Origin of the sequence: Actinocrispum wychmicini (assembly GCF_004345645.1) — a bacterium.
In the GTDB taxonomy this organism is placed as follows: Bacteria; Actinomycetota; Actinomycetes; order Mycobacteriales; family Pseudonocardiaceae; genus Kibdelosporangium; species Kibdelosporangium wychmicini.
This window is the reverse complement of the sequence record NZ_SLWS01000013.1, coordinates 91,391-114,593: the sequence shown is the minus strand read 5'-3', so window position 1 is coordinate 114,593 and position 23,203 is coordinate 91,391. Positions and strand designations below refer to the sequence as shown.

Here is a 23,203-nt window from a genome sequence, read left to right as displayed (position 1 = left end):
TCGGTGGTGATCGTCGCGGATCACCACCGAGCATAGGCCGTCAGGAGAAGTCGAGGCCGCCCGTACGGGTGCGCTTGAGCTCGAAGAAGCCTGGGTAGCGGGCCAGCAACCGGGACCCGTCGAAGATGTCCAGGGCGTCCTGGCCGCGCGGGATCTTGTTGAGCACCGGGCCGAAGAACGCCACGCCGTCGATGTGGATGGTCGGCGTGCCCACGTCCATCCCGACCGGGTCCATGCCCTCGTGGTGGCTCTTGCGCAGGGCTTCGTCGTAGTCGGTGCTCGTGGCCGCCGCGGCGAGTTCGGCCGGCAGCCCGACCTCGGCGAGCGCCTCCTCGATCACCTTGTCGTAGTCCTGGCGGCCGCCGTTGTGCAGCCGGGTGCCGAACGCTGTGTACAGGTCACGAAGGACGTCCTCGCCCTTGGCCTGCGCCGCGGCGATCGCCACCCGCACCGGACCCCACGCGTTGTCCAACAGCTTGCGGTAGTCCTCGGGCAGGTCGCGGCCCTCGTTGAGGACGGCCAGGCTCATCACCCGGAACCGCAGGTCCAGGTCGCGGTGTTGCTCGACCTCAAGAATCCATCTGGACGAGATCCAGGCGAACGGGCACGCCGGGTCGAAATAGAAGTCGACCCTGGTGGTTGCGTCAGCAGCGCTCATAGCCAGCACAACCCGCTCAGTCGTCAACATCTTCCCGCCCGGCGTGATTGGATACGGTTGTCAACTTCCCGTTCGACCAGAGGTGATCAGTGGCCGCCCCCAACCTGACCCGTGACCAAGCCCAGCAGCGCGCCGCACTGCTCGAGATCCAGTCCTACGAGATAGCGCTGGATCTGACCGACGGCGGCGGCAAGCCGGGCGACGTGACGTTCGCGTCCCGCACCACGGTCAGGTTCTCCAGCCGACAGGCCGGTGCCAGCACCTTCGTCGACCTGGTCGCCGCCGAGGTGCGGTCGGCCACGCTGAACGGCGTCGAGCTGGACGTCTCCGGCTACCGCGAGGACGACGGCATCGCCCTGCCCGACCTGGCCGAGAACAACGAGCTCGTGGTCGAGGCGCAGTGCCGGTTCATGAACACCGGCGAGGGCCTGCACCGGTTCGTCGACCCGGTGGACGACAGCGTCTACCTTTACACGCAGTTCGAGACGGCGGACGCGAAGCGGATGTTCACCTGCTTCGACCAGCCGGACCTGAAGGCCGTGTACACGCTCACGGCGACCGTGCCGGAGGACTGGAAGGTCATCTCCAACTCGCCGGTCGAAGCGACCGAGGACACGCAGGGCGGCGCGAAGAAGCACCGCTTCCAGACCACCAAGCGGATGTCCACGTACCTGGTGGCGTTCATCGCCGGCCCGTACGCGGAGTGGCGGGACGTGTACACCGAGCCCGGTCAGCTGGACATCCCGCTCGGCATCTACTGCCGCGCGTCGCTGGGCGAGCACATGGACGCCGAGCGCCTGTTCACCGAGACGAAACAGGGTTTCGCCTTCTACCACAAGTCTTTCGGCGTGCGTTACCCGTTCGGCAAGTACGACCAGGCGTTCGTGCCGGAGTTCAACGCAGGCGCGATGGAGAACGCGGGCGCCGTGACGTTCCTTGAGGACTACGTCTTCCGCAGCCGCGTCACGCGCTACATGTACGAGCGCCGCAACGAGACCGTGCTGCACGAGATGGCGCACATGTGGTTCGGCGACCTGGTGACCATGCGCTGGTGGGACGACCTGTGGCTGAACGAGTCGTTCGCCACGTTCGCCAGCGTGCTCGCGCAGGCCGAGGCGACCGAGTACAAGCACGCCTGGACGAGCTTCGCGAACATCGAGAAGTCCTGGGCGTACCGGCAGGACCAGCTGCCGTCGACACACCCGGTCGCCGCGGACATCCCCGACCTGCAGGCAGTGGAGGTGAACTTCGACGGCATCACGTACGCCAAGGGCGCAAGCGTGCTCAAGCAGCTCGTGGCGTACGTCGGCGAGGAGAACTTCCTGTCCGGACTGCGGGTGTACTTCGGCAAGCACGCGTGGGGCAACGCGACCCTCGCGGACCTGCTTGGCGCGCTTGAGGAAGCGTCCGGCCGGGACCTGTCGTGGTGGGCCGCGCAGTGGCTGGAGACGACCGGCCTGAACTCGCTCAGCCCGTCGTTCAAGGTCGACAGTGCCGGGAAGTTCGCCGAGTTCGCGGTCGCGCAGGGCGGCGCCAAGCCGGGCGCGGGCGAGCTGCGCACCCACCGCGTGGCCATCGGTGTGTACGACGACGTGGCCGGCAAGATCGTCCGCACCCACCGGGTGGAGGTCGACGTCGACGGCGCCCGGACCGCCGTGCCCGAGCTGGTCGGGGTGCCGCGCGGCAAGCTGGTCCTGGTCAACGAGGACGACCTGAGCTACTGCACGATGCGCCTGGACCCCACGTCGTTGGAGACGTTGATCGACCGGATCGCGGACATCGCGGAACCGTTGCCGCGCACGCTGTGCTGGTCGGCCGCGTGGGAGATGACCCGTGAGGCCGAGCTGAAGGCACGGGACTTCGTCGCGTTGGTGATCAGCGGTGTGCACGCGGAGACCGAGGTCGGCGTCGTGCAGCGGCTGTTGCTGCAGGCGCAGACCGCGTTGTCGTCGTACGCCGACCCGGCCTGGGCGCCGGCCGGCTGGAAGCTGCTCACCGACCGGCTCGTGGCGCTGGTCCAGGCCGCCGAGCCGGGATCCGACCACCAGTTGGCGTTCGTCAGCTCGTTGGCGTCGTCCGTGTTGGACGCGGACAAGCTGGCGCTGATCCGGGGCTGGTTCAGCGGGTCGGCGCCGCTGCCGGGCCTGGTCGTGGACACCGACCAGCGCTGGCGGCTGCTGCTGTCGTTGGTGGCGCACGGCGCCGCTGGCACTGACGAGATCGAGGCCGAACTGGACCGCGACTCGACCGCGACCGGCAAGCGGCACGCCGAACGCGCGCTGGCGTTGCGTCCCACCGAAGACGCGAAAGCGGAGGCCTGGCGACGCGCCGTGCACAACGACGAGCTGCCGAACGCGATCAACGAGGCGATCATCACCGGCTTCTCGCACCCGGGTCAGAAGGAGCTCATCGCGTCCTACGCGACGAAGTACTTCGAGGACGTCGCCGACGTGTGGGACCGGCGGTCCAGTGAACGCGCCCAGGCGGTCGTGCTCGGCCTGTTCCCGGCTTGGCGGGTGGACAAGAGCACGGTGACGACCGCGGACACGTGGCTCGCCGAGGAACGCCCGCCCGCACTGCGGCGCCTGGTCTCCGAAGGCCGCGCCGGCATCGTCCGCGCACTCGCCGCCCGCGAGTTCGACCAGCACTCCTGACGCGAAAGGGGCGGCCCAGCGGGCCGCCCCTGTTCGGTCAACGTCTCTTAGTTGAGAGAGCCCGCCTGGTCGCACAGCATGCGCAGGCCACTCACCAGACCGCCGATCAGGTCGCCCTCCTTGAACGAGGCGACCATGCTCATCACGGCCAGCTTGCAGCCCCGGTCGGGCAGCCGCAGGCTGGCCTCCTGGCCCGTCACCAGCTCCACCTTCCGCAGTCCGGGGCAGAGAGCGATCAGCACGGCGTGGGTCGCGTTCGCACCGATCGAGGCGTGCAGCCGCTCGGCTTCGACCCGGGTGTCCTGCCCGAGGGCGCCGAGGAAGATGCTGAACTGAAGACCGGTCGACCGGCTCGCCAGCGTCAACGCCTCGTCCAGGCGAGACAGTTGAACGGCCGTGAACGGCAACTCCGGGGTGGCCAGCTCGTACGGCCGCGCCACCGACACCCGGCCGGTCGCGGTCACCACCGTGCCCATCGGCAGGTCCGACCGGTCGATGACCGACCCGGCCCTGACAAGATCACCAGCTGCCACGGGCACCTCCCCAAGCCGTCCGCAGCCCCATCGGCGCGGACTCCTCCGCCAGCGCGGACCGCGCGGCGCCGTCTGGGTTCGCCGTCCACCAGACCGGCGGGTACTCCCAGCTCTGCCCAGGTCGGTACCTGGGCGTCTTGGACGCGCGCACGCGCAGCGTCAGTAGGGCCACGATCCCGTAGATCCCACCGGGGATGGCCACGAAGACGAGAACAGTCTGGACCAGGCTCACACCGTCAACGGTAGCCGACACCTAGGTAGAAGGGGGCATCGGGAGGTGGGTGTCCGACCGGGAGAGACCCCTATGGGCCGTTATGCATCCCAATTGTGACCGTTCCGGCGTGCTCGGTAACCCTGTTGCGCCGTGCGCTGGCCATGTTTGTCCGGCGTGCGGGCGAATTTAACCCGGCGTTCGGTGGCTAGGGGCCGAAATTCAACGGTTGGACCGACTTGACGGCTTGTCAGTTTCCCGGAACGCTCTTAGCTTTCACCTGTACGGACCTTGCGGAACCCGCGCAAAGCACTACTGCTCACGTTTGAGTCACGAGGAGGCCCCGACATGACGACGATGCCGACCCCCGATCAGGCGACCATCGACAGTATGTTCACTGCTCTGTGTGATGGCCTGGCCGAGGGCACCCGTGTCACCGCCGGCACTCGGGTCACTCGTGGAACCCGCGTCACCCGCGGCACCCGGGTCACCGCCATCAAGGAAGGCACCCGCGTGACCTGTGGAACGCGCGTCACCCGCGGTACTCGTGTTACCCGCGGAACCCGCGTGACAAACGGTACTCGTGTCACGCGCGAGGGCACCCGGGTCACCAGCGGCACTCGCGTCACCCGTGAGGGAACTCGCGTCACCAGCGGCACCCGCGTTACGCGTGAAGGAACCCGCGTCACCAACGGCACCCGAGTTACCCGCGGGACTCGTGTCACCGCGGGTACTCGCGTCACTGCCTGAATCTGATCTGAATCCTGGCTCTGACAACCGTTCGCACTAAGCCGCCGGCTCGCCCAGGTAGGGCAGCCACAGCGGGTCCGCGTCAGCCACACCGGCGAGCAGTCGCCAGTGTGGCCCTCGTGGTGCCGCCGGCACCACTCGCAGCCGCCACCCCAGCTCGGACAGCAGCTTGTCCGCTTTGCGGTGGTTGCACTTCGCGCAACTGGCAACGCAGTTCTGCCAGGTGTGCGGGCCGCCACGGCTCCGCGGAACCACATGGTCGATCGTCTCGGCCCGGCCGCCGCAGTAGGCGCATCGGTATCTGTCACGGTGCATCAGGCCGGCCCGCGTCAACGGCACCCGGCCGCGATACGGAACGCGCACGTAGTTGCTCAGCCTGATCACCGACGGGATGGCGACACTCGACGTGGCCGAGTGCATGACGATCCCGGTCGGGTCTCCGTGCACGACTTCAGCCTTGCCACACACCACGAGCACGACCGCGCGCCGCATGGGCAGCGCGGTGAGTGGCTCGAACGTGGCGTTCAGCAACAGAACCCTGCGACGACCCCAGGGCACGGGCAGGCCTGTCGACGCCGCGTACTGTTCCGCCGCTGGATGCAGCGAGGACAGCACTACCAGCGACGCGGTCTCGGCGCCGGATGCGCCGAATCTCGCCTCGCTGGTCGGAGTCGGTTTTCGGTCGGGCACGCGACCACCTCCACCGGGGTGCAGGGCATAGTCGACCACACATGGCACCGGTAACGCACGTGTGTTGACGCACGTGTCACGTCTCGAGTTGCTGAAAGCCCGGTGAACAGAACGCCGTAACCTGGCCGAGACCTGATTCCTTCACACGAAGATCGGATCGATGAACCCCCTGCTCAACGAGGCGCCCAACTGCACCAACGACATGTGTAAGGCGGTGCTCGACATGACCGGGAACGCGTGGTTGTCGGCCGCCGTCGGGTGGCTGGCGAACGCGCCGCTGCGGATCCTGGTCATCCTGCTGGTGGCGTTCCTGGTGCGGCTGGTCGCCCGCCGGACCATCGACGGACTCGCCCGCGGCGCCACCAACGGCAAGACCCCGAAGCTGCTGCGGCCACTGAAGGAACGTGCCCCGCAGGCGGTCGGCGCGCTCATCTCGGAACGCCGCCAGCAGCGGGCCCAGACGATCGCGTCGGTGATGAAGTCGGTCGTGTCGTTCGTGGTGTGGGGACTGGCGTTCATGCTCATCCTCGGCGAGATCGGGATCGAGCTCGGTCCGATCATCGCGTCCGCCGGGATCGTCGGCGTCGCCCTGGGTTTCGGCGCGCAGAACCTGGTCAAGGACTTCCTGTCCGGGGTGTTCATGATGCTGGAGGACCAGTACGGCGTCGGCGACATCGTCGACCTCGGCCCGGCGACCGGCACGATCGAGTCGGTCGGCCTGCGGGTCACCACGTTGCGCGACGTCAACGGCACGGTCTGGTACGTGCGCAACGGCGAGATCAACCGGGTCGGCAACTCCAGCCAGGGCTTCGCGGTCGCGGTCGTGGACGTGCCGTTGGGGTACGGCGCGGACATCGAGACCGCGACCGAGGTGATCGGCCGGACCGCCACCGAAGCGGCCGGCGCCGAGCCGTTGAGCGAGGACGTGCTGGAGCCGCCGGACGTGCTGGGTGTGGACAAAGTCACACCGGAGAACATCACTGTGCGGCTGACCGTGAAAGTCCGCGCCGGCCGCCAGTGGGCGGTGCAACGGGCGCTGCGGGCGCGGATCATCCCCGCGCTGGAGGAAGCCGGGATCGAACCGCCCCTCAGCCGCTTCGGCGGCCCCCAGTAGCAGAATGGACATCGTGACCGAGGCACAGAGTTTCTATCAGGCCGTCGGCGGCGAGGAGACGTTCCGCCGGATAGTCGGACGGTTCTACGCCGAGGTGGCGGCCGACGAGGTGCTCCGGCCGCTGTATCCGGAGCAGGATCTCGGCCCAGCCGAGGAACGCCTGCGGCTGTTCCTGATGCAGTACTGGGGCGGGCCGCACACGTACTCCGACAACCGCGGGCACCCACGGTTGCGGATGCGGCACGCGCCGTTCCAGGTGGGTCCGCTGCAGCGGGACGCATGGCTGCGGTGCATGCGGATCGCCGTCGACGAGGCCGGACTGGCCGAGGAACACCGAGCGCAACTGTGGGACTACCTGGAGATGGCGGCCAACAGTCTGGTCAACAGCTGGGTGTGACGATCTTGCCGAAGAGATAGCGATAACTCGTCCTCGCTACGCCACATGGATGGCAGGATATCCATTCGTGCAAAGCGATGCCGACAGGCAGTGGTGGCAGGACGCGGTGTTCTACCAGGTGTACGTCCGGTCGTTCGCCGACGCGGACGGCGACGGGGTCGGTGACCTGGAAGGCATCCGGTCCCGGCTGGGGTACCTGGAGCTGCTGGGCATCGACGCGCTGTGGCTGACGCCGTTCTACCCGTCGCCGATGGCCGACCACGGCTACGACGTGGCCGACCCGCGCAACGTCGATCCGCTGTTCGGCGACCTGGCCGCCTTCGACCGGCTGCTCGCGGACGCGCACGAACGGGGCATCCGCGTGACGATCGACCTGGTGCCCAACCACACCAGCGACCAGCATCCCTGGTTCACCGCGGCGGTGGAGGCCGGGCCGGGCTCGCCGGAACGGGACCGCTACTGGTTCCGGTCGGGCGCGTACCCGCCGAACAACTGGACCAGCGTCTTCGGCGGCTCGGCCTGGAGCCAGTTGCCGGACGGCGACTGGTACCTGCACCTGTTCGCGCCCGAGCAGCCGGACCTGAACTGGGCGAATCCGGACGTCGCCGCGGACCTGGAACGGACCCTGCACTTCTGGCTGGACCGCGGGGTGGACGGCTTCCGCGTCGACGTGGCGCACGGCATGGCCAAGCCGGAGGCACTGCCGGACATGGACCCCTCGGTCGAACAGGGCTCGTCGAAACTGCACGACAACAGCATCGACCCGCGGTTCGACAACGACGGCGTGCACGAGATCCACCGGATGATCCGCAAGGTTATGGACGGCTACCCGAACACCATGGTGGTCGGCGAGATCTGGGTGAAGGAGGACGAACGTTTCGCCCGTTACGTCCGGCCCGACGAACTGCACCTGGGGTTCAACTTCCGGCTGCTGAACGCCGACTTCGACGCCGACGCGGTCCGCGCGGCCATCGAGGCGACCCTGCGCGCGGCCCCGGGCGGAACCCCCACCTGGACCCTGTCCAACCACGACGTGGTCCGGCACGTGACCCGCTACGGGGACGGCGAGTTAGGTCTGCGCCGCGCCCGCGCCATGGCCGTCGTCGAGCTGGCCCTGCCCGGCGCGGTGTACCTGTACAACGGCGAGGAACTCGGCCTGCCCACGGTGGAGCTGCCCGAATGGGCTCTGCAGGACCCGATCTGGGCCCGGTCCGGGCACACCGAACGCGGCCGGGACGGCAGCCGGATCCCGGTGCCCTGGGAAGGAGCTGAGCCGCCGTACGGTTTCTCCCCGGAAACGCAGAGCTGGCTGCCGATGCCGCTCGAATGGGCTCCGCTGACCGTGGAGGCCCAGCTGGAGGACGAGAACTCCATGCTGTCGCTGTACCGGCACGCCGTGGAGATCCGCAAGTCACACAGTTCGTTCGCCGGCACCGAGCTCGAATGGTACGGCGCTCCGGCCGGCTGTTTCGCCTTCCGCCGCAAGGGCGGCGGGCTCATCTGTGCGTTGAACACCTCACCGGCCCCGGTGCCCGTACCGCCGGGTGAGGTGCTCCTCGCCAGCATCCCCCTCGAAGACGGCCTACTGCCCCCGGACGCCGCCGCCTGGCTCGCCTGACCGCTTCTTCCGTTCCTCGACGAGGCGGTCATAGTGGGCCGTCAGCGTCGCCTCGGCCTTGGCGATCGCCTCGGCGCGTTGCTCCTCGGACAACGCCATGAAGCTCCGCACTCGCGGCAAGGCGGTCTCGCCGAACCGGCTGGCGACGCCTTTGGTCCGCAGAACGTCCCGCAGGTCCGCCTTGCCGGCGAGGACGTCGTCGATCAGTTTCTTGTTGTCCGGATTCTTGGCCTGGGCCGCCATCGACCGCAGCGACGTGGCGAGCGCGGTCGCGAGGCGTGGGTCGCCGGCCGCGTAGTCGAGCAGGGTCTTGTTCGGCTGTTGTTCGTCCACGGGGATCCTCACACCTGGGGGTTGTCGTAAGCGGCCGGGGGCAGCGGGGTCAGCGTCACCCGGCCGACAGCCGCGTCCGCCCCGAGGATGAACGCGGTGATCGAGCTGAGCACGCCGACGATCTTCGCGATCTTGTCGGCGACTTCCAGCCACCGGCCGATGATCGCGCCGCACACCACGGCGAACGCTCCACCGGCGAGCACCGGTCCGACACCGGTCTCCGCGGTCGCGCCGGCGACCCAGGCCGCCACGGCGGCGGCGATGACCAGATCGCCGAGGGATTCCAGAGCGGTGACGATGCCGGTCGTCAACGCCGATATGGCAACGCTGCTGGCGGCGAGACTGTTCGCCACCTTGGAGAGCTCCCCAGCGTTCATGCTGACCGCGGACTGCACCTTGTCGAAGTACCCTTTGGCCGCGTTCGCCGCGTTTCCGTGCCAATGCTCGAACATCGCGGTCTCCGCGGCAGTCAGGTTCTGGGCGACAAAGCGGTCACACTGGCCGATGTGCCCGAGCGCCACGCCCAACTTGAACAGCCCCTCGGTGTCACCGCCGATCTGGTCCTTCACCCACTTGACCGGGTCCTCAGTACCCAGCAACAGGGTGCAGATCGCACCGATCACCTCGGTCAGGTCGTACGTCGGCGACGAGTACTCGACGATCTCGTTCACCTCGCCGATGCCTTCGACACTTTCGGTGAGCTCAGGCTCGACGAGTGCGCCGGCCGGGTCCTCAGGCGAGCCCGCCATGAGACATCATCCTTTCCCGGGATCACTTGTTCGGGTAAATGGCGTCCATCTTCGCGGCCGCCGTGTTGTCCTGGTGCTGGTACAGGCTGATCACCTTGGCGATCTCGCCCTGGGAGACCTTGAAGATCGACTCGAGATGCGCGAGCGCGCCGCGCAAGGTGCCGACGAACTGCTCAGTCGCCGCGTAGAAGTCGGCCCAGAGGGCGCCCACTGCTTCGATCTTCGAATGCGCGTCCAGGTAACTGAGCGCGGCGGCCGCGGCCGCGCGATCCTTTTCGAGCACCGTGGCGAATGTCGCGAGCGCGTTCGTATCCACGTCGAAAGACATTGCTTTCCTTTCGTCAGACCGCTACTGGATGCCGAGGTTCTTGGCGGCGCCGTCCGTGTTGGCGCGGCTGCGCATGATCTCGACCCGGCGCTGCCAGCGGGTGCGCAGCTTCGCCGTGATGTCGTTCGCGCGGTCCTCGGTCTCCCGGCAGCCTTCGGTCATCTCAGCCAGGCGTGCCGCGGTGTCGGCGACCGCACTGTCCAAAGTGGCCTTGAGGGGGTCGGCTTCGTCGGTCACCAGATGTCCTCCTCGTCGCCGAAGGCAATGGGGTCAACGTCCCTCTCGGCCACGGCGTCGTCCTCCTCGTTGTAGACCGACGTGTCGTGCTCGCCGCCGATCACCAACGAGTTGTCGTCGGCGCGCGACTCACCTTCGGCGAAGACCTCCTCGCCAGCCAACGGAAGGCTTCGGGTCCGTTCCTTGTCGCCGCCGCCTTGTGCCCCGGCGAAGGGAACGCCGCCGAAGAAGCCGTAGCCGCCGTACCCGGCCGCGCCCGTCGCCGCGGTTGGTGCCGCGACAATGGGCGCGGGTGGCGGCATCGGGATCGCGACGCCCGTGGACGCCGGGGACATCAACTCGGCCTGCCCGGTCGAGTCGTCGTCCGGGCGGTCGGGCTTCCCAGTGGTCACCGCGGTGGCGTCCGCCGCGATGACCGTGGCCGCCTGGGCAGGCGCCGTGGTGGTTTGGGCGGGCGCCGTGAAGTGATCGGCGCGGACTTGGGACAAGGCGTTGCCGAGGCCGTTCCAGGCTGTGGTGATGGTGTCCTTGGCCGCCGAGCAGGCGGCGTCGAACTTGGCCAGGCGGGCTTCGTAGAACGGGACGAACACTTCGGCGAGCCAGCCGTTGACGTCCTCGGCGACCTTCTCGAAGATCTGCGGGGTCGCCCGGCACAACGCCGGCAGGATGTCCACGTCGCACAGGTCGGCGACCCGCTTCAACTCCTCGTCGGTGAAGTTTCCCGAAGCGCATCGCCGGCCGAAGTCGACCAGGAAATCCACGTCCGCCTTGGCACACGGGCCGATTCGGTCCGCGCACAGGCTTTTCACCGCCGACGCCTGTTCGAAGCAGATTCTGTCGGCCGTGTCCACCGCGACGGTGATTGTTGCCGCCAGACGCACGAACTGGTCTAGGGTTTGCTTGCCGCGCTGGAGGAAATCGTCGAAGTGGGCGTTCGCCGAACCGGCCGCGTCGCCGCGCCAGGCTTCGAAAACCGCGCTTCCGCTGTTTCGCACACCGGTCAACGCGTCGGCCACACGGGTCTGGATTTCGGCGTAGCGTTCGGCGTCCGCGCGCAGCCGGGCGAAGTTCAGCTCGCCTTGTTCCTGATAGCGCCGAACGACGTGCTGCTGGTAGTCGTGCGGGACACCGGTGAATTTCGCGTACGCCGGGCCGAACGCGGCGAAGAAGTCCAGGCCCGGCCGGCCGCCGTCCAGGATCGGTGTCGACGTCCGCTCGCCGGTGACCCCGGTCAGCTGGACCTTCGCTCCGAGTTCGTCCAGGTGGTCACCGGGCTCGCGGATCGGCTGTCCGGACGGCATCGGGTCGTCGGCGAACTGCGACTCGACGAACGACTGAAAGTCCACGTATCCCCCTCACAGATCGGACCGGAACAACCCGCTGTTGTCCTCGTCCACGCGCTGGTATTCGGCGAACGTGTCGAGCAGTTTGCGAATGACCCCTTCGCTGGCCGTTCCGAACGCGCTGAGCGAGTCCGCCAGCACACCATGGGTCACTTCCACGTACGAGGCGCCGATATCCGTGCCGACGCCGAAATCGGACGAGACGACTTCGCTGCGCCGGACCACGTCGGCCTGGCGACTGATGTCGTCGACCTCGCCGGCGACTTTCCGGCAGGTCGTTCTCACCTCGTCGATCGACAGGCCGTAGCCGTCCATGGGAAGTTCCCTCTCAGTGGGCGTGATGAACAACGGTGTGGTTACACCGTGGGCCAGATGGTCACGCACAATCCCGGAGAGGGGAACAACCTTTCGGCTGTGGGTGAAAGGTTCGTCCAATGCCTGCTGCATGCCCGTCTGACGGGGCCTGGTTCCAGGCGGTTTCGCGCGGGCGCGGCGCGTAAGAAGCCGTTAAGAATCGCCCTGATCGCTGCCGGAGTCGTCGGTCAGCGCGTCGTAGACGTACAGGCCGGCGGCCAGGGCCGCGGCGCCTTTCAGGCCGTCGGCCAGCCGCGAGTGCTTGGGTTGGACCACGTACACCTCAGGCACGGTCCGGTCCGCCTGACGCGGCTCCGGCCACGGCTCGGGCTGCGGGACAGCCTCGGCGAGGAACTCCTTGGCTGGGTCTTCTTCAGGCTCGGTCATGCCGTACAGCATGCCCCGCCCAACGCCCGGTTGTCCCTTACGGAAATCAGACGAGCAGCGGCAGCAGCGCGTGCCGCCTGCGGACCACCGCCCCGAACCGGGCGTCGATCCGCAGCCAGGCGTCGGTCGCCGTCACCCGGACCCGCTCGTCCGGGCTCTCGTTGCCCAGGAAACCCATGCCGGACATGGCGAACAGGCACCGCAGCGGCACCTTGATCTCCATCCCGTCAGCGCTGACCGTCAACACGGTCTGATCCAGCAGGGACGCGGGTGGCGTGCCGTGCGGACCCGGGTTCTCCCTGGCCACCGTCAACCCCCTGTCCGCCAGGGACGACACGACCTCGGCGGGCAACTGGTCGATCACCTGCCACCCCTGGCCGGGGGGCAACGCGGACCGCCACATCATGTCCTGTGGCCGGCCTGGGTCGACAGTGTCGCCGCGGACGATCGCGAGCGCGGCGAGCAACTCGTTGGCGGACACCGTCACGTCCCCCGGCTGCAGCGAGCCACGGACCGTGCGGGTCGCCAACACGTCGAACGGGGTGGCGACCCAGGCGTCGATGAACTCGCCGGCGCCGCGGGCACGCAACCGCACCACCGCGTCACCGTCGAGCCGGACGGCCCGGGCGACGAACGCGCCCAGATCGTCCCGCTCCTGCGGATCGCCGAAAGTCAGCTCAGGCACCGTTCTCGCTCTCCGAACGCCAGCCGGCGAGGAAGTCCCGCTCCTGCTCGGTCAGCCTGCGTGGCCGCTCGCCGTCCAGGTCGTAGGGCGCCAGCGTCACGTTCGCCACCACACCGACCTTGTCCGCCTCGGACGGTCCACAATGGACCTCCTGGTGCAGGGTGAAGTCCGCGACCCGCAGCTTGGTCACGGACACCCCGACCCGGAACGGGTTGCCGTTCACGAACAGCGGCGCCTTGTACTCCACCTCCAGCCGGGCGACGACCAGACCGCCGTCGACCAGGGCGCCCCCGTGCCGCGCGCCCTCGCCGTACAGCAGCTGCAGCCTGGCCTCCTCCAGCAACGTCACCGTCTGGGCATGGTTGACATGCCGGTAGGCGTCCATATCGGACCATCGAGGCCAGACCTCGGCGTAGTACACACCCAACGCTCGAACCTCCGTACTCAGCGGATCATGCTGCGAATCTGGCGCGCGGCCACGGACAGCGTGGCTAGGTCGAGCCGGCCGGCCATCTGCTTCAACTCGTCCAGCGCCAACCGGGCGCGACCCAGCCGGGAACTGTTCGCCTTCTCCCAGTTGTCGATCTTCTGCGCCGCGGTCTGACCGGGGTCGCTGTGCTGCAACGCGTCCAGCGTGATCGAGCGCAGCGACGAGTACACGTCGTCCCGCAACGCCAACCGCGCCAACGCGTGCCAGCGGTTGCCCCGTTCCAGGCCGCTGATGGACGTGAGCAGCTGGTCGACGTCCAGGTAGTCGGCCAGCGAGTAGTACAGCTCCGCGGTCTCCAGCGGGCTGCGCTCAGTATCCAGGCCGACCTCACGCTCGGCGAGCTCGGCGACCTCGGTGATGTCCAGCAGGCTGTACGCGCTGACCAGGGTGCCGACCCGACGAGCCAGGACAGGCGGCACGCCCGCCTCGATGTAGCGCTCGATCTGCTCGGCGATCAGCTGGGCGTCCGGGCCGGAGATCAGGTCGCCGACCATCGGCGCGATGTCGTGCACCACCTGGGAGAACCGGTTGATCTCGGCGCCGACCGCGAGCGGCTGCGGCCGGTTGGACAGCAGCCAGCGGGACGCCCGGTCCAGCAGCCGCCGGGTCTCCAGGACCATCTGGTCGGCGATGGCCGTGGGCACGTGGTTGTCCAGCTCGTCGATCTGCCGCCACACGTCGGGCAGGTCGTACACCCGTGCCACCACGGCGAACGCGCGCACGGCGTCGGTCCCGGTGGCGTTGATCTCCTCGGCCAGCCGGAACGCGTACGTGATGCCACCACCGTCGACCATCTCGTTGATCAGCAACGTCGTGGTGATCTCCCGGCTCAGCGGGTGCCGCGGGATCGCGTCGCCGAACCGTTCCCGCAACTGGCTGGGGAAGTACTCCGGCAGCCGGCCGGCGAACACGTTGTTGGCCGGCAGGTCACTGGTGAGCAGCTCCTCCTTCAGGCCCAGCTTGACGTGCGCCAGCAGAACCGCCAGCTCCGGCGACGTCAGGCCCTCGCAGGTCTTCTCCATCTCGGTGAACTTCGCCGGCGTCGGCAGCGCCTCCAGGGTGCGCTTGAGCCCGCCGTGCTCCTCCAGCCACGTCACCAGCCGCGCGTGCACCGACACCATCGGACCGGCGTGCGCCCGGCTGACACCCATCACCGCGTTCTGCCGGTAGTTGTCCGCCAGCACCAGGTCGCCGACCTCGTCGGTCATCTCGGCCAGCAGCTCGACCCGCCGCTCCTGGGTCAGCCGGCCCTCGGTGACCAGGTGGTCCAGCAGGATCTTGATGTTCACCTCGTGGTCGGAGCAGTCCACCCCGGCCGAGTTGTCCAGCGCGTCGGTGTTCACCTTGCCGCCCGCGTGCGCGAACTCGACCCGGCCGCGCTGGGTCAGGCCCAGGTTGCCGCCCTCGCCGACCACCTTCACGTTCAGCTCGGCGCCGTTCACCCGCAGCGCGTCGTTCGCCTTGTCCCCCACGTCCGCGTTGGACTCGGTGGACGCCTTCACGTACGTGCCGATGCCGCCGTTCCACAGCAGGTCCACCGGAGCCAGCAGGATCGCCCGCATCAACTCGGCCGGCGACAACTTCCCGGTGCCCTCCGGCAGGCCGAGTGCCTTGACCGCCTGCGGACTCAGCGGCACCGCCTTGAGCGTCCGCGGCCAGACCCCGCCGCCCTCGCTGATCAACGACTTGTCGTAGTCGTCCCACGACGAGCGCGGCAGGTCGAACAGGCGACGGCGCTCCGCGAACGAAGGGGCCGCGTCCGGGTCCGGGTCGATGAAGATGTGCCTGTGGTCGAACGCGGCGACCAGCCGGATGTGCTCGGACAGCAGCATGCCGTTGCCGAACACGTCACCCGACATGTCGCCGACCCCGACGACCGTGAAGTCCTGGGTCTGGGTGTCCACGTCCAGCTCGCGGAAGTAGCGCTTGACGCTCTCCCACGCGCCACGGGCCGTGATGCCCATGGCCTTGTGGTCGTAGCCGACCGAGCCGCCGGACGCGAACGCGTCGCCCAGCCAGAACCCGCGGCTCATCGCCACCTCGTTGGCGATGTCGGAGAACGTCGCCGTGCCCTTGTCGGCCGCGACCACGAGGTACGAGTCGTCGCCGTCGTACCGCACCACCTGGGGGGCCGGGATCGTGCTGCCGGCCGCCAGGTTGTCGGTCAGGTCCAGCAGGCCCGCGATGAACATCCGGTAGCAGGTCACGCCCTCGTTCTGCAGCGCCTGACGGTCCAGGCCGGGGTCACCGGTCGGCACCGGCGGCCGCTTGAGCACGAACCCGCCCTTGGCGCCCACCGGCACGATCACCGCGTTCTTCACCGCCTGCGCCTTGACCAGGCCGAGGATCTCGGTGCGGAAGTCCTCCCGGCGGTCGGACCACCGCAGCCCACCTCGGGCGACCGGCCCGAACCGCAGGTGCACGCCCTCGAAGCGAGGTGAGTACACGAAGATCTCGAACCGCGGCCGGGGCTGCGGCAACTCGGGAATCGCCTGCGGGTCGAGCTTGAACGCCAGATACGGCCGCGGCATGCCGTCCGCGTCCCGGACCGAGTAGTTCGTCCGCAACGTGGCGTTGATCAGCCGCAGCAGGCTGCGCAGGATGCGGTCCTCGTCCAGGCTCTTGACCTCGTCGATCATGGCCGTGATCTGCGTGACCTGCGCTTCGGCCTCGACGAGCCGCGTGTCCTCGTCCAGCTCCAGGTCGAACCGCGTCTCGAACAGCTTGACCAACGCCGTGGCCACGTCGGTGTGCTGGATCACCGTGTTGACGATGTACTCCTGGCTGTACGGCGTGCCTGCCTGACGCAGGTAGCGCGCGTACGCCCGCAGGACCGTGGACTGCCGCCAGTTGATGCCGGCCCGCAGAACCAGCGCGTTGTACCGGTCGACCTCCGCCTCACCGCGCCAGGCCGCGCCGAACGCGTCCTGGAACTGGGTGCGTGCGACCGCGATCTCCTCGTCGGTGCGGTGCGCCAAGGCCTTCGCGTCCAGGCGCAGGCCGAAGTCGTAGATCCACCAGTCCTCGCCGCCGTCGTTGCGCAACTCGTATGGACGCTCGTCGATCACCTCGACGTCCATCCGACTGAGCACCGGCAGCACCTGCGACAACGTGACGCCGTCACCGGCCAGGTACAGCTTGAACCGGCGCTCCCCCGGCCCGGCGTCGTCGGGGACGTAGAACTGCATGTCCATGTCGCCCTTGTTCGCCAGGCCCTGCAGCCGCCGCAGGTCCTTCAGGGCCTCGACCGCGGTGAAGTCCTCCTTGTAGGCCTCCGGGAACACGTTCGCCAGCCGCTGGCCCTGCTCGCTCGCGGACTCCGCGCCGATCATGGCGGGCCCGCCGGTCTCCTGGTGCTCGGCCATGATGGCCTCGGCCATCCGGTCCTCCCAGCTGCGGATCGCCAGCGTGAGGCGTTCCTGGATGCGCTGGATGTCCGGTTCGACCTGAACGGCCGGATCGGTGTGCACGGTGAAGTACACCTGCGCCAGCGCGAACTCGCCGATCCGGGCGCTGTACTCCAGGTTCGAGCCGCCCAACTCGGCCAGCAGCACCTCCTGCATGGCCAGGCGCGTGGTCGTGGTGTAGCGGTCGCGGGGCAGGAACACGAAGCACGAGAAGAACCGGCCGAACGGGTCGCGGCGCAGGAAGAACCGCAGCCTGCGACGGTCGGCCAACGCGATCACGCCGGTCGCGGTGCCGTACAACGTGTCCGTGGTCGACGAGAACAGCTCGGCCCGCGGCCAGTTCTGGATGACCTCCAGCATGCGCTGCCCGGAGTACGAGTCTAGCGGGAAGCCGGCGCGGTGGATGACGTCACGGACCCGGCGCGCCACAACGGGGATGTCCAACACGTTGTCGTGCACGGCCCGCGTGGTGAACACGCCGAGGAACCGGTGTTCACCGGTGACCTGGCCGTGCTCGTCGAACGTCTTCACCCCGACGTAGTAGGGGTACACCGATCGGTGCACAGTGGACGGCGCACTCGCCTCGGTGAGTACCAACAGCTTCGGTGCCAACGCGTGCGTCACCGAGTCCGGGCCGGCGGTGAGGCTGCGCGCGGCGAGACTGTCCTGGCGCAGAACCCCCAGGCCGGTGGCGAGCACCGCCCGCAACGCCGGATCGCCGTCACCCTTCATCAGTTCGTACTGGCGGTAACCCAAGAAGGTGAAATTGCCGTTCGCCAACCAGCGCAACAGCGCGGCACCCTCGCCCACCTCCTCGGGAGTCAGCGGCAACTGACCGGAGTCCAGCGAGTCGGCGATGGCCAACGCCTGGCCGCGCATCCGGTCCGCGTCCTCGACGACCTCACGGACGTCGTTCAGCACCGAGTACAGGCCGGTGGCGATCTCGCGGCCGCGGTCCGGGTCCGTGATCAGGTCGATCTCGATGTACATCCACGACTCGACCAGCGTGTCCGCCGGCGGGTTGCCGGGATCCTCGTTCGGCAGGACCTCCCGCAACGTGCCGGCCACGTCCCTGCGCACCACGACGATGGGGTGCACCACCCGCTGGACCTGCACACCGCTGCGCACCAGCTCAGCGGACACACTCTCGACCAGGTACGGCATGTCGTCCGTGACCACCTGGATCACCGTCGCCCGGGTGCTCCAGCCGTCCGCCTCCGCGGTCGGGTTCACCGCGCGCACCTCAGGCCGGCCCGGCACCCGCTGACCGGCCAGGTCGAGGTGCGAGCGGACGGCGCCGACCAGGTCGGTCGGGCTGAAGTCGACGACCTCCTCCGGCGGCACGTAGCGGTAGTACAGGCGGATCAGGTCGGCGATGTCCGTCGCTAACCCGGCTGCCTTGTCCACCAGCTCGTCCCGGCGCTGTTCGGGACTGGCCGAGGTGGTGGGCTGTGCTGCGGCTACGCCCGGGTGGGACTGGACTCCAGTCGAGGTCATGTTCGGCGGCTCCACGCTCGTCGGCACCGTGTGCGGCACGTCGTTGTGCCAGTGTTGTCGTGCCAGCTGCGGCCTAACCCTAGTTGGGCGGCGCTACCGGACATGCAACCACTGGCGCCACTTGAGAATCATTTAAGGCGTGGTAGTCGGTGGGTGGTGCCGCCCACTGTCCGGCAGATCATCATAGGACGACGGAACGTCTTCGCCGGACGTGTCCGAGTGCGACGACTGGTAAGCGGCAAGCGCCTCAGCGAGCAAATCGCCCAATCCCACAGCGGTGTTGTCCTTGCGGCGCAGCCGACTCGGCCGGTCAGCACTTTCGGGTGACTCATCCGGCCCCAACGGGTCAACTGGATCGGCCTGCTCCGGCGGCACCGCACCACCACGCCCAACTGATTCCCGGTCGGCCTCCCGCCGCGCGGCCAGCCGACGACGCCAAGCGGACCGGTCTTCGTCCCCTTCGGACGGAACCGATTCAGCCCGCTGCCGCACACTCCGCCGCCTCGCCGACCTCGCACCAACCGGCTCAACGTCCGGATTCGGCCTGGCCGGCACCGGCCGCCGATGCGGACCAGGCCCCACATCCGGGTCAGGAGAACCGGGCACATCAGGAGGATCCGGGACCCGCGGCACATCATCGGGCTCGGGAACCGGCGGAACATCAGGAGGATCGGGCACGCGGGGAACATCATCAGGCTCAGGGAACTGCGGAACGGAAGCCCTGGCAGCGGCGGCGAGCACCTCCTCACCGATCCCGGTGGCGGGACCGGACAAGTACATCGCCGAAGGCCTCCTGGAATCCAACGGCCGCCGCTCGGCTGACAGATCGAACCCGGAGCGCGACCCGGACGGCCCAGCATCGGACCGGGAACGAGAAACGGGCGGCTCGACATCAGACCGCGAACGGGACGCCAGAAGCCCGGCATCGGTCGAGGACCGGGACACCAGAGGCTCAGCGTCGGGCTGGGAGGCCAGAGACTCGGCATCAGACCGCGAACGAGACACCGGAGAGTCGGCATCGAGCCGGGAACGGGACGCCTGAGGCTCAACGTCGGACCGGGACGCCAGCGGCTCGGCATCGGGCTGGTACCGGTCGGTCTCGGACACGGCCTGGTCTCGGTCCAGGTGGCTCAGATCGAGGGCGATCCGGTTCCCGCCCTGGCCCTCGGCAGCACGCCGCCCGTCGAGCCGGTTCGACGAGGGTCGCTCCTCGGCCGCACGCCTCCCACCGGCCCGGTCCGACCCGGCTTGGTCCCGCGTGACCTGTTGCCCACCAGTCCGATCCGGCCCGGCTTGGTCCCGCGTGACCCGTTGCCCAGCGGCCCGATCCGGCCCGGCTTCGTCGTCCGCTGGCCGCCGGAGTCCAGCCCAATCCCAGGCAGGTGGGTTTTCCGCAGTCCCTTGCCCGCTCACCTGGTCCGGTCCGGCCTGGTTGTCCGTGGCTTGTCGGCTGCTGGATCGGTTCGGCCTGGCCTGGTCTTGGTCCGCGCCGCTTTGGCCCAGGGCGTTCGGTGCCGACGTCGGGTCAGATGGATCTTGCTCGGGGGCTCGCCTTCGGCCCGTTGGGGGGCGGTCGGGGTGGGACAGGTCGAAGGTGGTGAAGTCGAAGAGAGTGCGGGCTTCAAGGGCAGCCGAGCGGTTGGGGTCGGTGCGGGTGGGCAGGTGCGAGTCGTCGCTGAACAGGGCTTGGTCGAGTGCCCGTCCTACCTCGGAGTGGTCGGGGGACTCCGCGGCGCCGAGCAAGTCTGCCGGTGTGGTCCGGTCCGTTGGGTTACGGCCGGGTTGTTTGGGTTGGCTGGGTTCGGGCAGAGGTGAGCTGTGGGTGGCCGGTGGGTCAAGGTGAAACGGATCCAGGGCAGCGCCATGCCCGCCTAGTTCGGGCACGCGGGAGCCACCCGCGTCCGACAGATCGAGGTCGGGCGGGTCCGGGGCCCGACGACGGCCGCCTGGTTCCGGCAGGGTGTCGGCGCCGCGGGCGAGGTCGCTCAGGGTGAACGCGGTTCGAGTCTCCGGGTGGCCGGCGTGGTCGGGGTTGTCGAAATTGTCGAAGTTGTCGGAGTGACGGTCGAGGGAGCCGGAACGATCAGGGTGATCAGAGCGGTCAGGGCGGTCCGAGCTGCCGAGATAGTCAGGGCGGTCGAGGGAGTCGAAGCCGCGGGGATGGTCGGGGCGGCCGGGTTGGTCCGGGGGGTTGAGGTGGTCGGAGTAGTCAGAGCCGGGGTGGTCAGAGGCGGAGTAGCTGGAGGCGGAGTAGTCGGAGGCAGGGTGGTCGGAGATGGGGTGGTCGGAGGCGGGATGGTTGGAGGCGGTGTAGTTGGAGGCGGTGTAGTTGGAGGCGGTGTAGTTGGAGGCAGGGTGGTCGGAGGTGGAGTGGCTGGAGGCGGTGTAGTTGGAGGTGGGGTGTTTGAAGGCAGGGTGGTCGGCGGTGGAGTAGTTCGAGGCGGGATGGCCGGACGCGGGGTAGCTGGAGGCGGGATGGCCGGACGCGGGGTAGCTGGAGGCGGGATGGCCGGAGGCGGGGTTGTCAGCGGCGGGGTGGTCGTCGTCTGGGTCGGGTTTGGCGCGGCGGCGACGGCCGGTTTGTTGGTGGGAGGGGGTGGTGGGGGGTTGGTCTTGGGGGGGTCGGGTGGTGTCCAGTGAGTCGGGGGCGCGGCGACGGCCGCCGCCGCCGGATGGGGTGATTCCCAGCCGGTCGAGCACAGACCTGCCCTGATCACTGCCCTTGGCGGCGTCATGGCGGGCGGGCGGGTCGGCTGGAAACGGTTCCGGGTCGGGGGTGGCGACAGGTTCCTGGGGTTCCTGGGTGGACGACCACTGGCCGTATTCCGGTAACGAGAAGCCCGCCAGGTACGCCTCCAGTTCGGGATCACGGTCCTGCTGGTGGTCGTCGGTGGTGGAGGCGTACTCCTCGATGTAGGTGTAGCCGTCGGTGCGGGACTGGACGTCCGCGAACGACGCTTCGTTGTCCTCACCCGTGGGCACGTCGAAGACCGGCTCCACCGACTGCCAGGCTGGGCGTTCCATGTCCGTGTCCTGTTGGGTGCCGTCGTACTCTTGGCCGGTCAGGGCTTCGCGGGCGGCGCTCAGCAACGCGTCCTCCGATGTGCCCTCCTGGTACTGGGCGACGCCGGTGCTCAGGTGCATGCCCCAGGCCGGGTCCGCCGGGTCCCAGTCCGATGTGGACATTGTGGCCCGCAGGGACGCGGCGAACTCCTCCGCCTCGTCCCTGGTGGTGTCCGGCAACAGCACGGCCAGCTCGTCCTCCTCCGGGCGGACCAGCTCGGCCTGCTCCGGCGCCATGTCGCGGACATGGTCGACGAGCGAACTGAGCACGTCCGCGTCGACCTCCGGACTGGCCCGGCGGCCCGCCTTGTCCAAGCTGTCGATCAGGCTCGCACTGAACCTGTCGGTGCTGTCCGGGTCGTCGTTGTTCGGTTGTGGCTCGGGCTCCGCATCGCTGGTCGGCTCAAGGCGGACCAACGTCAACGCGGTCGGCCGGGACTGCCGGCGCGCTGCGGCCAGCCGCCGACGCAGGCCCTGCCGGTTCAGCAGGCCCGTCTCGGCGTCGCGGTCGTCGCCGTCCGGCCACCGCGGCTCGCCCACGGCCATCCCAGGCGCCTCCACCGGGTCCGTCATCGCCCGAGCCGGCGACCGGACCACGCGGCGCAGCAACGACTCCGTGTCGTCAGGCAGCCGAGTTCCCGCGCCGAGCTCCTCCAGCACGATCAGGCGCGCCATGGTGTCCTCGCGCAGCCGCCGGTGGTCGGCCGCCCGTGCCGAGCGCAACGACTCCAGCGCGCCAGTGAGGTCCCCGGCCGCCTCCTGTTCGTGCGCCAACGACGTCAACACGTCGGCCAGCAACGCGTCCTGGCCGTGCCGGCGGGCGATCCGCACGATCTCCGCGAACAAGGCATGTGCTTCGTCCACCCGGCCGTCCGGGATGTGCACCCGGGTCGCCAACACGAACATCAACCGGCCGATCGGGGCCGCCGTCGGTGCCCGCACCGGTTGGTCCAGGGTTTGGTCGGCCTGCCCGAGCGCGGCACCCACCTCGCCCGCGTCGAGCAACGCGGTGACCATCTCCAGACCCAGCTCGGCGCGTGCCTGGCCGGACTCCGCGCCCGGGTCGGCCAAGCCGTCGAGCAAGGCCATACCTTCGGTCGCGGACGCGACCGCACCCGTAGCGTTGCCCCAACGGCGCCGGAACGACGCGACCCGCGCGCACAACAGGGCACGTAGCACCCGCCGCACGTCGCCGCTCAGCGAGTCGTCAGCCGCGTAGAGACGGTCGGCCTCCGAGAGCACCTCGTCGACGACCGCGCGCCGCCCGGCCTGCGCCAGACCACCCACGATCTCCGCCAACGCACCGGCCCGCACCGCGGGCCGCGCATCACCACCTTCCAACAGTGGACGAACCAGTACCAAAGCACTGCCCGCCAAACCGACCGTGCGGGTGCTCGCGGCCAGGTCGACCCGGATCGGTCCGACGACCTCCCGAGCACCGGCCGACTCGGCCTCCCGAAGGGCCAGCACGGCCGGCTGGACGGCTTCCGCGTGTTTGCCCAGCCGGACGAGCGCGGCGACCACAAGGGCACTGGCGCGCAGCCGCAACGACCCGTCCCTCGAGTCGGCCCGGGTCGCGGCCTGCCGCGCGAACTCCAGGGCGAGCTCAGGAGCACGCCATCTCAACCGGTCGGCGGTGTCGACGAGCAGTTCGCCGTCTGATTCACCGCCGCCCGACCGAGATCCCTTCCGGCCCGCCGCCACT

General features: G+C 68.9%; 19 protein-coding genes. 4 read left to right on the top strand and 15 right to left on the bottom strand.

All coding sequences use genetic code 11. The features are described 5' to 3' along the window. Positions 1 to 40 precede the first annotated feature (40 nt). Positions 41 to 658, bottom strand: a complete 618-nt coding sequence (locus EV192_RS43900) for a mycothiol-dependent nitroreductase Rv2466c family protein (RefSeq protein WP_132124685.1) — start codon at positions 656 to 658, stop codon at positions 41 to 43. 89 nt (positions 659 to 747) lie between these two features. On the opposite strand from EV192_RS43900, the gene pepN reads away from it, so the two are divergent. Further along, positions 748 to 3,312, top strand: coding sequence for an aminopeptidase N (gene pepN / locus EV192_RS43895; protein WP_132124684.1), 2,565 nt, complete (start codon positions 748 to 750; stop codon positions 3,310 to 3,312). A 47-nt stretch (positions 3,313 to 3,359) separates the two neighbouring features. Here the strand turns inward: pepN and EV192_RS43890 are convergent, their stop codons facing one another. The 3 genes from EV192_RS43890 to EV192_RS43875 form a co-directional block, all read right to left on the bottom strand. Beyond that, positions 3,360 to 3,845 carry a DUF5130 family protein gene (locus EV192_RS43890; protein ID WP_243727454.1) on the bottom strand — a complete coding sequence of 162 codons (486 nt, stop codon included), beginning with the start codon at positions 3,843 to 3,845 and terminating at the stop codon, positions 3,360 to 3,362. After that, positions 3,832 to 4,077, bottom strand: coding sequence for an aa3-type cytochrome oxidase subunit CtaJ (gene ctaJ / locus EV192_RS43885; protein WP_132124683.1), 246 nt, complete (start codon positions 4,075 to 4,077; stop codon positions 3,832 to 3,834). Before ctaJ ends, EV192_RS43890 begins: the two co-directional genes overlap by 14 nt. 765 nt (positions 4,078 to 4,842) lie before the next feature. Further along, on the bottom strand, positions 4,843 to 5,409 hold the full coding sequence (locus EV192_RS43875; RefSeq protein ID WP_243727475.1) for an HNH endonuclease: 567 nt from the start codon (positions 5,407 to 5,409) through the stop codon (positions 4,843 to 4,845). Between the two features lie 247 nt (positions 5,410 to 5,656). Between EV192_RS43875 and EV192_RS43870 the strand changes: the two genes are divergently transcribed. From EV192_RS43870 to EV192_RS43860, 3 genes are all read left to right on the top strand, one after another. Then, positions 5,657 to 6,610, top strand: a complete 954-nt coding sequence (locus EV192_RS43870; protein ID WP_132124681.1) for a mechanosensitive ion channel family protein — start codon at positions 5,657 to 5,659, stop codon at positions 6,608 to 6,610. A 4-nt stretch (positions 6,611 to 6,614) separates the two neighbouring features. Beyond that, positions 6,615 to 7,007 (top strand): globin, encoded by a 393-nt coding sequence (locus EV192_RS43865; RefSeq protein ID WP_132124680.1) that lies wholly within the window; start codon positions 6,615 to 6,617, stop codon positions 7,005 to 7,007. A 67-nt stretch (positions 7,008 to 7,074) separates the two neighbouring features. After that, on the top strand, positions 7,075 to 8,625 hold the full coding sequence (locus EV192_RS43860; RefSeq protein ID WP_243727452.1) for a glycoside hydrolase family 13 protein: 1,551 nt from the start codon (positions 7,075 to 7,077) through the stop codon (positions 8,623 to 8,625). Here the strand turns inward: EV192_RS43860 and EV192_RS43855 are convergent. From EV192_RS43855 to EV192_RS57010, 11 genes are all read right to left on the bottom strand, one after another. Beyond that, positions 8,590 to 8,958 carry a hypothetical protein gene (locus EV192_RS43855; RefSeq protein WP_132124678.1) on the bottom strand — a complete coding sequence of 123 codons (369 nt, stop codon included), beginning with the start codon at positions 8,956 to 8,958 and terminating at the stop codon, positions 8,590 to 8,592. The genes EV192_RS43860 and EV192_RS43855 overlap by 36 nt on opposite strands. Before the next feature lie 8 nt (positions 8,959 to 8,966). Beyond that, the gene (locus EV192_RS43850; protein ID WP_132124677.1) at positions 8,967 to 9,707 is read right to left on the bottom strand and encodes a hypothetical protein; all 741 of its coding nucleotides are present in this window, start codon (positions 9,705 to 9,707) and stop codon (positions 8,967 to 8,969) included. A 22-nt stretch (positions 9,708 to 9,729) separates the two neighbouring features. Further along, entirely contained in the window at positions 9,730 to 10,035 is a 306-nt protein-coding gene (locus EV192_RS43845) for a hypothetical protein (RefSeq protein WP_132124676.1), read from the bottom strand. 21 nt (positions 10,036 to 10,056) lie between these two features. Further along, positions 10,057 to 10,272, bottom strand: coding sequence for a hypothetical protein (locus tag EV192_RS43840; protein ID WP_132124675.1), 216 nt, complete (start codon positions 10,270 to 10,272; stop codon positions 10,057 to 10,059). Continuing rightward, entirely contained in the window at positions 10,269 to 11,618 is a 1,350-nt protein-coding gene (locus tag EV192_RS43835; protein ID WP_132124674.1) for a WXG100 family type VII secretion target, read from the bottom strand. The genes EV192_RS43840 and EV192_RS43835 overlap by 4 nt, the downstream gene beginning before the upstream one ends. Positions 11,619 to 11,627: 9 nt before the next feature. Further along, positions 11,628 to 11,930 (bottom strand): hypothetical protein, encoded by a 303-nt coding sequence (locus EV192_RS43830; RefSeq protein ID WP_132124673.1) that lies wholly within the window; start codon positions 11,928 to 11,930, stop codon positions 11,628 to 11,630. Between the two features lie 192 nt (positions 11,931 to 12,122). Then, positions 12,123 to 12,356, bottom strand: coding sequence for a hypothetical protein (locus tag EV192_RS43825; RefSeq protein ID WP_132124672.1), 234 nt, complete (start codon positions 12,354 to 12,356; stop codon positions 12,123 to 12,125). 46 nt (positions 12,357 to 12,402) lie between these two features. After that, the gene (locus EV192_RS43820; RefSeq protein ID WP_132124671.1) at positions 12,403 to 13,041 is read right to left on the bottom strand and encodes a DUF8010 domain-containing protein; all 639 of its coding nucleotides are present in this window, start codon (positions 13,039 to 13,041) and stop codon (positions 12,403 to 12,405) included. Next, positions 13,034 to 13,462: an acyl-CoA thioesterase gene (locus tag EV192_RS43815; RefSeq protein ID WP_341770988.1), complete on the bottom strand. Its 429-nt coding sequence runs from the start codon at positions 13,460 to 13,462 to the stop codon at positions 13,034 to 13,036. The genes EV192_RS43820 and EV192_RS43815 overlap by 8 nt, the downstream gene beginning before the upstream one ends. A gap of 23 nt (positions 13,463 to 13,485) precedes the next feature. Further along, the gene (locus tag EV192_RS43810) at positions 13,486 to 18,435 is read right to left on the bottom strand and encodes an NAD-glutamate dehydrogenase (protein WP_132124670.1); all 4,950 of its coding nucleotides are present in this window, start codon (positions 18,433 to 18,435) and stop codon (positions 13,486 to 13,488) included. 132 nt (positions 18,436 to 18,567) lie between these two features. Beyond that, positions 18,568 to 23,202, bottom strand: a complete 4,635-nt coding sequence (locus tag EV192_RS57010) for a diguanylate cyclase domain-containing protein (protein WP_132124669.1) — start codon at positions 23,200 to 23,202, stop codon at positions 18,568 to 18,570. Between the last annotated feature and the right edge of the window lies 1 nt (position 23,203).